The sequence below is a fragment of the Amycolatopsis sp. NPDC031561 genome (assembly GCF_055580625.1).
The window spans coordinates 101,127-112,561 of sequence record NZ_JBVILA010000021.1 but is presented as its reverse complement, the minus strand read 5'-3'; the positions used below and the strand labels follow the sequence as shown (position 1 = coordinate 112,561).

Sequence of the window (11,435 nt, the reverse complement as noted above, 5' to 3'; positions counted from 1 at the left end):
TTTCGATGCCCGGCCACTGTGCCGGGCTCCCACAAAATGGTGTAGACCAATGCGGGCAGCGTGGTACGTACCACTCCGACTGTCAAGCAGGTGGCCGGTTCGTTGTAAACGAGCCGCAATCTTTCACCTTGAGTGAGCGCGTGATCACGCTGATGATCGGTTTTCGGCGCTGCCGACAAGCGCTCGCGAGGCGCGCTGACATGCGGTTTTTCGTTGACTGTTCCGGTGATCGGTGCATTCGGCGGGAGGCCGTTGCGCCGTTCGGAGGACGGTGGCCTCGCGTTCGCCTAGCGGTAGTCCTCGTCGTCCGCGGGAGGCTCGATTCCGAGGAGCGCGCGGGTCTGATCCTGCAGGAACCACGCCAGGGTCGCGGAGACGATCAGCAGGATCAGGGGGAGGACCGGGCCGCCGTTGGTGAGGATGAACAGTTCGGTGACGCTCGCGCCCACCATGACGCCCGCCAGCAGCAGCGCCGCGGGCCCGCCGAGGCGGGGTATGAGCAGGCCGATCGCGCCGCCGACCTCCAGGACGCCGGTGACGTACCGGAGCCACTGCCCGAGCCCGATCTCGGCGAAGGTCTGTTCGGTGTGGCCGCCGGCGAACAGCAGGTAACCGCTGTAGAGGAATTCGGCCGCCAGCGCGACGCGCACGATCCACAGCGCGATCGAACCGAGGGGCAGGCTTCGGGTGACGCTGGCTCCGTCGGGCATGACGGGCATTTTTCTCCGGGTCGCGAGGGCTGGCAAGCTCGCGTTTAGGGGACTATTTGCGAGGGTCGCCGTGACCCAGTCGGTACTAGCGCCCTGGTCGGGTGGGTCGTGCGTGGCGTGACACTGCCGCTGGGCATCACGGACCTGCGATCACTCGCACCCGTAGGTGCCTAAGGGGCTCCTTGGCCCTGACCTGAAATGCCACTCACGCACACCCCGGCCCTCTCAGTGCTGGCGCCCTGGTCGCTTGAAGTACGGGAAAGCCCCCTTCCGTGCCTAGCGCAAGGAAGGAGACCTTCACGTACTGGAGAAGGCGTGGAGATCGCGCTTCCTCGGCTCAGTCGAGGGAAGGGGCCCTTCACGCGCGGCCGTTGGGACTCGCGAAGGCGGGTCCCGAGGTCCGTGAAGGCCTCCTTGAGGGACTCTGGGTCCCTCAAGGGGCCCTTCACGGACCAGCGCCCGGAGTAGGAAACGCAACTAGAGGACTAAACGTGCCCCAGGCGGGGAGTGAGCGTGTCACTGACAGAACAGGGCACTCGTCACTTTTGTTCACCGAGAAGTATTTGTTCGAGCAGCAGGTCGACGTCGCGGGCGGACTCGGCTTCGCCTATCCGGTGGAAGGTTTCGGCGGCGCGGAGTGCGCGCCGGGCGGCTTCGCGGATCCGGCCCGCGGCGCTGAGCACGTGGGCGGCGACGTGATCGAGCTGGGCGATGAGATGGTCCCTGGCGGGCGCGGTTTCGGTTTCCACCGCGTGCACGGCGGTTTCCGCGGCGTCGAGCGCGGCCAGCGCCGCGTCCAGGTCGCCGGACCGCAGCCGGGAAAGCGTCGCGGCGTTCCGGCAGGTGGCGGCCACGTATCCGCCGCCGATCGCCAGCGCCGCGTCGGCCGCCCGCGCGTAGAAGTCGGCGGCGTTCGCGCCGTAGCCGAGCAGGTCCAGTTGTTCGGCGGCGGCCATGCTCACCGAGATGTAGGAGTGCCCGGTGTCGCCCGACTCCTCCAGGATTTCGGCGAGGACGGCGTATTCGTTGAAGGCGCGCGAAGAGTCGCCGAGCGCGCGGTAGGTGTCTGCGTACATCCACCGGCAGCGGTGGCCCCAGTCCGGCAGTCCGGTGAGCAGGTCGATGGCGTGGGGCGCGACGTCGAGGACCTCGTCGTAGCGGCCGGCGCCGTGCAGCGCGGTGACGAGGACGTACCAATGTTCCGCGTTGTCCTTGCCTTTCGACGCGGCGACACCGAGAGACGCGTAGGCGTCGTCGACGGCTTCCGCGAATCGGCCCGTGCCGATCAGGGACAACGCCCGCAGCTGGCGGAGATGCCCGCGCAACCGTTCCGGGCCGCCGACGGGCAGCGTCACCAGCAGGTGCTCCACGAAGACGTCCAACTCGTCGAGCGATCCTGCTCGTTCGTAGGCGATCCGGACCTGTTCGACGGCTTCGACGGCCTTCTCGCCGACGTTGCCGACGATGAAGGCGTCCGTCGCCGCCTGCGCGAGTTCCAAGGTGGTCACCGGATCCTCGCCGTCGCCGTTCCGCAGTGACGCCTCCAGGCACAGAAGAGTGCCGTGGAGCAAGGGATCGCCCGCTTCACGGGCCCGTTCGGCGCCACGCCGCAAGGCCTCGTACGCCTCGGGAGTGCGTCCTTGCCCGGAAAGCACGTGTGCCAGCCAGTATTCGCCCCAGCAGGCGGCGCGATCGTCGGTCCCGGCGCGCAATCGCGCCGCGGCGACCGTCGTCAGCGCGACCCCGGTCTCCGCCTGATCGTCGAAGACGAGCCACAGGCCGAGCCAGCATTGGTTGAGCAGGAACCGGATTTCGTCGCCGTGCCGCCGGAACCCGGCGGCCGCGCGGCGCAGCCGTTCTTCGGTGTCGTCGCCCTGGAAGAAGATCGCACGCAGTTCCGCCAGCCGCGGGGCGATCTCGTCTCCGACGGTGCCGATCGCGGCGAGACAGGCCCGCGCCTCCTCCGGTTCGGACCGGTGATTGTGGATTTCGGCCCGGACGACGAGTTCCTCCGCCGACAGGTCCGGCGGGGGCAGGATCGGGACCCGCGGGAGTGCGGCAGGCAGGAGCGGGACGAATTCGGTGACCGGTTTCGCGGCCATCTTCCGCTCGGCGTGCGCGGTGAAATAAGCGGTCTGATCGCGTTCGTCGAGTTCCTCGGCCTCGACGAACGCCGCCGCCCGCACCCGCCGGTGCAGCAGCCGCAGGGAAAGGCCGTCGTACGGACCGTTGAGAACGAACCGGGTTTCGCCGTATCCGGTTTCCATTAACCGCCGGGTGAGCAAAGCGGCCGACGCGAAGAACTCCAGCCTGCCGACGGCGTCCGAATGGTCGCCGACACCGTCCAAAAGCGACAGAAGATCGAAACCGGTGTGCTCGTTGCCGGTGAGCGCGCAGAACTCCAGCCGGAGCGCGTGGTCGCCGTACTGACGCGGAGCGCCCATGGACGCCCTGGTCACCCATCGATAAGTCGACGCGGCCTCGGCGTGCTTACCGGCGGCCGCCAGTGGCACCAGGGTCCGGCAGAGCCGGGTGATTTCGGCCCCGTCCCCGTCGGAGCCGTCCGCGTCCGCGCGGCGTGGTTCCACTTCCATGGTCCTGCCCCCAGAACAATGACGTCGACGCCGGATCTTAACTCCTGGAGTTCCGTCATGACCCTGCTTTCGGGTGGATCAGGGAACGCGCACGGCGGCAATTTGGGTGGCTTGCCCGATCAATCGGTTCTTTTCGTCCCAAAGTTCCGCGACCTCGTCCATCCGGTCGCCGCCGATCTCGCCCGCCCGCATCCGCACCCGGACCGGGCCCGGCGCCGGGATCCCGCGCAGGTACGCGGTGAACTGGACGGTCGGCGCCCAGCCCGCGATGCCGAGGTCGTAGGAGATCGGGGGTACCGGGTCGAGCGCCACGAGCAGGCTCACCGGATCCCAGTCGGTGCCGTCGGCGAGCCGCAACCAGGACGAGATGACGCCTTTTCGGGACGGCTGTCCCACCGCGAAACCGGCGGAGGCCGGGTCGAGCCGCTGCTCGACGACGTCCATCAGGCCGATGCGGAATCCGCCGCCACCGTCGGCGGGCACCGGAAGGCAATCCTGCTCCGGCGGGATCTCGACCGGGTCCACTCCGGACCACCACGCGTCGCCGTCCGTCAGGACGCCCTGGGTGATCAGGGCCTCGGTGCAGGGCGCGCCGTGCTGGCTCAGCCGCGCGCGCAGCTGGGTGAGGCCGCGGCCTTCGCGCAGGACCTCGACCTCGACGACCGCGGGGCCGGGTTCCGGGGCCACCGAGAACGAGCCGCTGATCGCGGTCAGATGCGGATGCGCGGAGACCGCCGCGGCGGCCTTGGCGAGGACGGCGAGCAGGTAGCCGCCGTGCAGCTTCGCCCCGATCGTCCACTGTGGATCGAGTTCGGTGTCGAACACCGGGCCGTCGCCCCGGCGGACCAGGGCGGTCGCGGTCTGGAAATGCGCCATACGCTCAAGCTGACATCGTCAAGTTGACGGTGTCAAGTCAATGCTGGCAGCATCACGGCATGGGCGCGAAGCGGACGAAGGCGCGACCGGGCGAAGGGGAGAAGCTGCGGGGCGAGATCCTGCGCGCCGCCGACGCCCTGCTCGCCGAGACGGGGACCGACGAGGCGCTGACGCTGCGCGCGGTCGCGCGGCGGACCGGCGTCTCCACACCGTCGGTCTACGCGCACTTCCCGAGTCGTGACGCGTTGCTGGAGGCCGTCTGCCTGGGGGTCTGGGACGAACTCGCGCAGCGGATGCGCGAACACGCCGCCGAAGTCGCGGATCCCATGCGCGCGCTCAGCCGGTGCGCGCGGGTGTACGCGCGGTTCGCCCTGGACCATCCGGTGCAGTACCGCGTACTCCTGATGCGACCGTCCGGTGGCTCGTCGCCTGGCGCGGTCGCCTGTTTCCGGCACCTCGCCGACGCGACGGCCGCCTGCGTGCGCGCGGGCATCCTGCGTGGCGAACCGGAAGTCCTCGCGATGGGCCTCTGGTCGGCGATGCACGGATGCGTGAGCCTGCTGATCGCCCAGCCCGGCTTCGACTGGCCGGAGGAGCCGGAGGCGCTGATCGACACCGTCATCCGGATGGCGGGGCTCGGCACGGCGCTCGCCTGCCGGGTCCCGAGGGACGCGATTCCGCCGAGTGCCGAACTGGCCGACGGCCTCGACGAACTGGCGGCGGGCTGGACGACATCCCGCCATCGGACTGGCTAGGCTCAGCGCATGTCCGGGACTTCGACCGCCGACGACCGGCTCCGGGTGCTCGAGGCCATCACCGACACCGCGCTGGGGCATCTCGATCCCGAAAGGGTGATGGCCACGATTCTCGGCCGGGTGCGCGAAGTGCTCGGCGTCGACACGGCCACGGTGCTGCGGCACGAGCCGGAAGCCCAGCAGTTGCACGCCATCGCCGCTTCCGGCATCGAGGAAGAGGTCTTCCAGGATGTCCGGATCGCCGTCGGCGCGGGTTTCGCGGGCCGGGTCGCCGCGGAACGGCGTCCGGTGATCCTCGACCACGTCGACGAGACCACCGTGGTCAACGCGCTGCTGCGGGAACGCGGGCTCCGCACGCTGCTCGGGGTGCCGATGGTGGCCGGGGACGAGCTGATCGGCGTGCTGCACGTCGGATCCACGACGCCGCGCGAATTCCCCGAGGCCGACGTCGAACTGCTGCGGCTGGTGGCCGCGCGGCTCGCGCTGGCGTTGCAGATCGACAACTCCGCCACCGACCGTGCGGCCGCGGCGGCGCTCCAGCGGAGCCTGCTGCCGGGACGGCTGCCCGCCGTCGCCGGGATGAAGTTCTCCGCGCGGTACGTCCCGGGTACCGAACCCGGGGTCGGTGGTGACTGGTACGACCTGTTCCCGCTGCCGGGTGATCGCCTCGGCGTCGTGATGGGTGACGTCGCCGGGCACGGCCTCAACGCCGCCGTGATCATGGGACGGCTGCGCAGCGCGCTTCGCGCCTACGCGCTCGAATCTGACGATCCGGCGGAGGTCCTGTCCAAATTGGACCGGAAGGTCCACCATTTCGAGCCGGGGGCGCTGGCCACCGTCGTGTACGGATTGGTACCGGCTTCGCGCGACAGCGTGGCGATTTCGCTGGCGGGACATCTCCCTCCGGTGCTCGCGGTGCCCGGCCGCCCGTCGGTGTTCGTCGAGGTCCCGGTCGACCCGCCCATCGGGGTGACGGGACTGACGCGGCGAAGAACGGTGATCGACCTGCCACCCGGCGGCGTGCTCGCCTTCTACACGGACGGTCTCGTGGAGCGCCGGGATCGCCTGATCGACGTCGGTTTGCAGCGGCTCGCCGACGTGATCACCCCCGAACTGCCCGGAGTGGTGTGCGCGCGGGTGATGGCCGCGCTCGTCGGCTCGAGGGCGGCACAGGACGACATCGCCCTCCTCGTGGCCCGGCGCGACGAGCTCTGAGTCACCGGACAGGGTGATTGGCGCGGAGGTTCACGGCCGCGAGTTCGACGGTCCTGGCGATCCGCCGCTCCCGGGTCTCCGGCTTCTTCGCCGTCAGGATCCATTCCAGGATCAGCCTTTTCGACGACGACGGGAACTTCGCGAAATGGGTTCCGGCGGTTTCGTCGGCGTCGAGCCGGACGCGCAGATCCTCGGGGACGCCTTCGCCGTCGGGCACCATCTGCCAGCGGCCCTTTTCCTTGGCGAGATCGATCGTCGCCTGACCCCGCGCGGTCATCAGCCCGTCGGCGATCAGGCGCGCGGCCCGCTCGCGGTTGACCCGGCTCCACGAACTCCGGGGGCCGCGCGGGGTGAACCGCAGCCGGGAACTGGTCGCGTCGTTCTTGCGGTGCAGCCCGTCGATCCAGCCGAAGCAGAGTGCCTGCTCCATCGCCTCCTCGATGCGGACGCTCGCGACGCCGTTGCCTTTGTGCTGGATGATCAGCCAGACCTCCTTCGCGGTGCCGGCGTTTTCGGCCAGCCAGGCGCGCCATTCGGCGGGGGTGGCGGCGGTGAAGGTGGTCTCGTCCATGACCGGGTTCCTCTCGTCGTAACGTCTGTGACCATCATCGGAAGCAAAGTGCTCACCGACTGAGCACTTTTCGAAGGGAGGCGGCCTCAGATGGAGATCTGGGTGAACCCGGCGTGCGCCAAATGCCGGTCGGCGGTGTCGATGCTGGACGAGGCCGGGGCCGAGTACACCGTGCGGAAGTACCTCGAGGAGCCGCCGACGGCGAAGGAACTGAAGGCCGTACTCAAGCGGCTCGGCCTCGAACCGTGGGACATCACCCGCACCGCCGAGGCGATCGCGAAGGAACTCGGGCTGAAGACCTGGGGGCGCACGCCCGCCGACCGCGACCGGTGGATCGAGGCGCTGGCGACACATCCGAAGCTGATCCAGCGGCCGATCATCACGGCCGACGACGGCACGACCGTGGTCGCGCGGACCCCGGAGGCCGTGCGGTCGGTGCTGCCTGGCTGAGCCGCGGCGGTGAGGCGTTGGTCTCGTGAGTGGTAAAGGCGGTTCTAACCGTCCTTACCACTCACGAGGGCAGAGCAGCACCAGCGCCAGGATCAGCGCCGCCGCACCCGCGAACACGGGCCGCAGCCCGACGACCTCCGCGAGCAGCCCCGCCGCCAGTGCGCCCAGCGGTTTGGTGCCCCAAGCGACGAGCCGGTGGCCACTGGTGCCCCGTCCCAGCAGGTGGTCCGGGATGATCCGCTGCCGCAGCGACACGACGACGACGTTCCACACCACGACCCCGGCCCCGCCGAGGAAGAACACCGCGCCGATCACGTACGGATTCGTGGTCACCGCGGGGATCCCGACGAGTGCGGCGCCGGTGAGCAGGCTGAGGACCAGGGACCGGGTGCGGCCGAGCGTGAGTTCGATCCGCTCGGCCGCGAACGACGCCGCGAAGCTGCCGAGGGCGATGGCGGACAGCAGGAAACCATAGGCCTGTTCCGACAGGCCTATCGCCGACGACGGGCCCACCGCGTGGAGCACGAAGATCGTGATCATGGCGCTCGTGGCGAAGTTGAACCCGCCGACCATGATCGCCAGGATCCGGAGAATCCGGTTCTCCCAAAGGAAACGCAGTCCTTCGACGAGGTCTTCGCGCACACTCGTTTCGCGGGTCCGCTCGGCGCGGAACGATCCCGGGACGAAGAAGAGTGCGACGATCGCGACGATCCAGAGCGCCGAGGGAGCCGCGAACGCGGCGAAAGCACCCGCGGCGACGAGAAAGCCGCCCACCGGTGGCCCGGCGAACTCGTTGGCGGTGAGTTCGGCGGCGTAGAGGCGGCTGTTGGCCCGCGTCAGCTGATCGCGGCCCACGACCTGGGGGAGGATCGCCTGCGCGGCCGTGTCATGGACGGTTTCGGCGAGCCCGAGCCCGAGTGCGACCACGTAGAGCAGCCAGATCGACCCGAAGCCCAGTGCGATCGCGGCCGTGAGCGAGGCGAGCAGGCCCGCGCGGATCACGTTGGCGGTGAGCATCGCGCGACGGCGGTCGACGCGGTCGGCGAGCACCCCGGCGTGCAGGGCGAACACCAGCCACGGCAAGGACAACACGGTCGCCAGTCCCGCGACGAGCGCCGGGGACCGGGTGTACTGGACGGCCACCAGACCGAGCGCGACCTTGACGATCCCGTCGGCCAGATTCGACAGCCCCGACGAGCTCCACAGCCGCCAGTAGGCGGTCCCCAGCGCGCTCACCGATCGAGGATCGCACATCGATGGGGAAAACTCCATCGATGTGTACTTTGCCCATCGCTCGGCTACGCTGCGGTCATGGACGATCAGGTCGCCGCCAGGGTCGCGGACCGGCGGCGTGAGGCGACGGCGCGCGAGGCCAAGGCGCTCGGTCACCCGGTGCGGTTGCGCATCCTCCGGCTCTGCGGGGAGCGGGAACTGACCAACAAGGAACTGGCCGACCGGCTCGGCAAGGATCCCGGCACGGTGCTCCACCACGTGCGGCAACTGGTCGACGCCGGGCTGCTGGAGCAGGCGCCGGTGCGGACGGGCGCGAGCGGCGCGCTCGAGAAGCCGTACCGCAACGCCGGCAAGACCTGGTGGCTGGACGGGCCCCTGAACGAGGAAAACGAAGACACCCGGTTCGGGCCGATCGAGGCGTTCCAGGACGAACTCCGCGAGGCGGGCCCGGCTTCGGTGCGGGTCGTCGAGCGCTTCGCGCTGCACCTCTCGCCCGAGGAGGCCACCGAACTCGACAACCGCATCCTCGACGTCCTCGACGAGTACATGGCCACCGACCACCAGCGGCTCGACAGGCCGTTGCTGAACGGGATCTTCCTGTTGCACCGCATGGCCGAGTGAGCTTCACGAGCCCCTGACGGCCTCGATCAGCAAGCGGGCGGCGATGCCGACGGAACCGTCCGCGAGGTTGCCGTAGCCGAGAACGAGCCCGGGAGTGCCAGGAGTCGCGCGGTAATCGTCGAGATCGGCGGCGCGCAGCCCATTGATCGCCGCTCGTCGCACCACCTCGGCCGCGGATCCGCCCGGCAGGTCCAGCACGAGGTGCAGCCCCGCGGCGACGCCGGAGAGGGGCAGCGGGCCGAGCGCGCCGACCAGCGCGTCGCGCCGGGAACGGTAGCGCCGCCGGGCCGCGCGCAGATGCCGGTCGTACGAGCCGCGTTCGAGGAAGGCCGCGAACGCGAGCTGGTCCAGCGCGGGCGGGGACGGCGAGGGTTCGACCAGCTCTGTCCACTGTGGAGGCAGGGCGTACCAGCCGAGGCCGAGCGCGGGACTGAGCGTCTTGCTGACCGACCCCAGCAGAGCGACCCTCGCCGGATCCATGCCCTGCACCGTTCCGACCGGGCGCCGGTCGTAGCGGAACTCGGCGTCGTAGTCGTCCTCGACGATGAGCCCGTCGACGTCGCGTGCCCAGTTCAGCAGCCCGGCGCGGCGGGCGGGGGACAGGACGGTGCCGGTGGGGAACTGGTGCGCCGGGGTCACGAGGACCGCCCGCACACCGGGCGGGATCTCGTCGACGCGGAGGCCGTCTTCGTCGACAGGGACACCGACGACTTCGAGACCGGCTCTCGTCGCGACGCGGCGGAGCGTCAGCCATCCGGGCTCCTCGGCCGCGACGCGGGTGATCCCGGCCGCGAGCAGCGCGCGGCACACACGGCCGAACCCGTCTGTGACGCCGGACGAGATCCGCACGTCGTCGACGACGGCGCCCCGGCAGCGGCGGAGGTAGTCGGCCAGCACCGCGCGGAGATGCGGATGCCCGCCGGGGACGGGGTAACCGAACTCGCCGTGCGGCGTGTTCGCGAGCACTTCGCGGACCGCCTCCGCCCAGCGCTGCCGGGGGAAATGGCGGAGATCGGGCAGGCCGGGCGCGAGGTCGATCTCCGGCGGCGCGGCCCGGTGGCGAAGGGGTTTCGCGGGCTCCGTCCCCGGCGCCACCCAGCGCACGACAGTGGCCGAGCCGGTGCGCGCGGCGAGGTAGCCCTCCGCGATCAGCTGCTCGTACGCCTGCGTGATCACCCAGCGGGAGAAGCCCAGATCCGCGGCGAGGGTGCGACTCGGCGGCAGCGCGGCACCGGAGCCGAGCGCGCCTTCGCGGATCACCGTGCGGAGTGCCCGGGTGAGCCGCTCGTGCCGGGGACCCGGTCCGGAGAGGTCGAGGAGCACGTCCCAAGCCAGATTGGTCTGGGATTTCGTCATGTGAATGGACTGTAGTCCCGGACCGATCTTTTCGTAAGGTCTAGACCATGGAAAAGGTGGAGCTCGGCCGGACGGGCCGGAAAGTCAGCCAGGTCTCGCTCGGGTGCATGACGATGGGCACCGCCACCGACGAGCGGACCTCGGCACGGATCCTGGACGCGTACCTCGACGACGGCGGCGACTTCCTCGACACCGCGAACTGCTACTCGTGGTGGGTGCCCGGCGCGGCGGGCGGGGAAAGCGAGGAACTGCTCGGGAAACTGCTGAAAGGCAGGCGGGACAAGGTCTTCCTCGCGACGAAGGTGTCGGCCGGGGTCGCCGACGCCGACAGCGCGCGCAAGGGGTACCACGAAGACGGCAGCGCGGACTGGGACTACATCGGACGGCATTTCGAGGGCGCGGGCGGCGACGTGATCCGGCGCGGCGTCGACGAAAGCCTGCGGCGGCTCGGGACCGACCACCTCGACCTGTACTACATCCACGTCGACGACCGGGCGACGCCGCTGGAGGAGACGCTGGCCGCGCTCGACGAGATCGTCCGCGCGGGGAAGGTGCGGCACATCGGCTGGAGCAACGTCCGCTCCTGGCGGCTGGAACGGATCCGCGCGCTCGCGGAACGGAACGGCTGGGCGTCGCCGGTGGCCGTCCAGCTGCAGCATTCGTATCTGCGGCCGGTGGTCGATTCGGCGTCACTCGCCACCGGGGACATGCTCGATTTCCTGCGGGACAACGAAGACATCGCGCTCGCCGCGTACTCGTCGATCCTGCGCGGGATCTACGACGACTCCGCGCGACGGCTCGCGCACCCCGTGTGGCAGTCCTACTCCGGGCCGGACGGCGAAGCGCGGATGGCCGCGATCGAGGCGGTGGCGGCGGAGACCGGGGCGACCGGGAACCAGGTCGCGCTGGCGTGGCTGCTGCGTCAGACGTCGCCGCGGGTGCTGCCCCTGATCGGACCGCGGACCTGGGAACACTACGAGGCGATCCGGCCGGCCTTCACTCTGGAGCTGAGCGCGTCGCAGCTGGCGGTGCTGGACGGTGCCGGAGCCTGACC

Annotated in this window: 11 protein-coding genes; 5 read left to right on the top strand and 6 right to left on the bottom strand. The window is 70.0% G+C overall.

Features of this window, described 5'->3' with window-relative positions:
* Positions 1–287 precede the first annotated feature (287 nt).
* From ACZ5IK_RS32730 to ACZ5IK_RS32720, 3 genes are all read right to left on the bottom strand, one after another.
* On the bottom strand, positions 288–710 hold the full coding sequence (locus ACZ5IK_RS32730; protein WP_465491234.1) for a DoxX family protein: 423 nt from the start codon (positions 708–710) through the stop codon (positions 288–290).
* 539 nt (positions 711–1,249) lie between these two features.
* A complete protein-coding gene (locus ACZ5IK_RS32725) occupies positions 1,250–3,304 on the bottom strand; it encodes a hypothetical protein (RefSeq protein WP_465491233.1) in 2,055 nt (684 codons plus the stop codon).
* Between the two features lie 78 nt (positions 3,305–3,382).
* Complete coding sequence (locus ACZ5IK_RS32720; protein ID WP_410665884.1) at positions 3,383–4,180, bottom strand: thioesterase family protein; 798 nt, start codon at positions 4,178–4,180, stop codon at positions 3,383–3,385.
* 59 nt (positions 4,181–4,239) lie between these two features.
* On the opposite strand from ACZ5IK_RS32720, the gene ACZ5IK_RS32715 reads away from it, so the two are divergent.
* Both ACZ5IK_RS32715 and ACZ5IK_RS32710 read left to right on the top strand, forming a co-directional pair.
* The gene (locus tag ACZ5IK_RS32715) at positions 4,240–4,935 is read left to right on the top strand and encodes a TetR/AcrR family transcriptional regulator (protein WP_465491232.1); all 696 of its coding nucleotides are present in this window, start codon (positions 4,240–4,242) and stop codon (positions 4,933–4,935) included.
* Between the two features lie 9 nt (positions 4,936–4,944).
* Positions 4,945–6,150 carry a PP2C family protein-serine/threonine phosphatase gene (locus ACZ5IK_RS32710; protein ID WP_465491231.1) on the top strand — a complete coding sequence of 402 codons (1,206 nt, stop codon included), beginning with the start codon at positions 4,945–4,947 and terminating at the stop codon, positions 6,148–6,150.
* A 1-nt stretch (position 6,151) separates the two neighbouring features.
* Here the strand turns inward: ACZ5IK_RS32710 and ACZ5IK_RS32705 are convergent, their stop codons facing one another.
* A complete protein-coding gene (locus tag ACZ5IK_RS32705) occupies positions 6,152–6,721 on the bottom strand; it encodes a YdeI/OmpD-associated family protein (RefSeq protein ID WP_465491230.1) in 570 nt (189 codons plus the stop codon).
* A 90-nt stretch (positions 6,722–6,811) separates the two neighbouring features.
* Between ACZ5IK_RS32705 and ACZ5IK_RS32700 the strand changes: the two genes are divergently transcribed.
* Positions 6,812–7,171: an arsenate reductase family protein gene (locus ACZ5IK_RS32700; RefSeq protein ID WP_465491229.1), complete on the top strand. Its 360-nt coding sequence runs from the start codon at positions 6,812–6,814 to the stop codon at positions 7,169–7,171.
* A gap of 54 nt (positions 7,172–7,225) precedes the next feature.
* Here the strand turns inward: ACZ5IK_RS32700 and ACZ5IK_RS32695 are convergent, their stop codons facing one another.
* Positions 7,226–8,407, bottom strand: coding sequence for an MFS transporter (locus tag ACZ5IK_RS32695; RefSeq protein WP_465491228.1), 1,182 nt, complete (start codon positions 8,405–8,407; stop codon positions 7,226–7,228).
* Between the two features lie 75 nt (positions 8,408–8,482).
* Here ACZ5IK_RS32695 and ACZ5IK_RS32690 point away from each other — a divergent pair, with 75 nt between their 5' ends.
* Positions 8,483–9,025 carry an ArsR/SmtB family transcription factor gene (locus ACZ5IK_RS32690; RefSeq protein ID WP_465491227.1) on the top strand — a complete coding sequence of 181 codons (543 nt, stop codon included), beginning with the start codon at positions 8,483–8,485 and terminating at the stop codon, positions 9,023–9,025.
* Between the two features lie 3 nt (positions 9,026–9,028).
* Here the strand turns inward: ACZ5IK_RS32690 and pdxR are convergent, their stop codons facing one another.
* Positions 9,029–10,381 carry a MocR-like pyridoxine biosynthesis transcription factor PdxR gene (gene pdxR, locus ACZ5IK_RS32685; protein WP_465491226.1) on the bottom strand — a complete coding sequence of 451 codons (1,353 nt, stop codon included), beginning with the start codon at positions 10,379–10,381 and terminating at the stop codon, positions 9,029–9,031.
* Between the two features lie 47 nt (positions 10,382–10,428).
* Between pdxR and ACZ5IK_RS32680 the strand changes: the two genes are divergently transcribed.
* Entirely contained in the window at positions 10,429–11,433 is a 1,005-nt protein-coding gene (locus ACZ5IK_RS32680) for an aldo/keto reductase (protein ID WP_465491225.1), read from the top strand.
* Positions 11,434–11,435: the final 2 nt, after the last annotated feature.

Bases quoted from the DNA above. Each gene is read 5' to 3' on its own strand.
- ACZ5IK_RS32730 (WP_465491234.1), bottom strand. From the start codon at position 710: ATGCCCGACGGAGCCAGCGTCACCCGAAGCCTGCCCCTCGGTTCGATC.
- ACZ5IK_RS32725 (WP_465491233.1), bottom strand. From the start codon at position 3,304: ATGGAAGTGGAACCACGCCGCGCGGACGCGGACGGCTCCGACGGGGAC.
- ACZ5IK_RS32720 (WP_410665884.1), bottom strand. From the start codon at position 4,180: ATGGCGCATTTCCAGACCGCGACCGCCCTGGTCCGCCGGGGCGACGGC.
- ACZ5IK_RS32715 (WP_465491232.1), top strand. From the start codon at position 4,240: ATGGGCGCGAAGCGGACGAAGGCGCGACCGGGCGAAGGGGAGAAGCTG.
- ACZ5IK_RS32710 (WP_465491231.1), top strand. From the start codon at position 4,945: ATGTCCGGGACTTCGACCGCCGACGACCGGCTCCGGGTGCTCGAGGCC.
- ACZ5IK_RS32705 (WP_465491230.1), bottom strand. From the start codon at position 6,721: ATGGACGAGACCACCTTCACCGCCGCCACCCCCGCCGAATGGCGCGCC.
- ACZ5IK_RS32700 (WP_465491229.1), top strand. From the start codon at position 6,812: ATGGAGATCTGGGTGAACCCGGCGTGCGCCAAATGCCGGTCGGCGGTG.
- ACZ5IK_RS32690 (WP_465491227.1), top strand. From the start codon at position 8,483: ATGGACGATCAGGTCGCCGCCAGGGTCGCGGACCGGCGGCGTGAGGCG.
- pdxR (WP_465491226.1), bottom strand. From the start codon at position 10,381: ATGACGAAATCCCAGACCAATCTGGCTTGGGACGTGCTCCTCGACCTC.
- ACZ5IK_RS32680 (WP_465491225.1), top strand. From the start codon at position 10,429: ATGGAAAAGGTGGAGCTCGGCCGGACGGGCCGGAAAGTCAGCCAGGTC.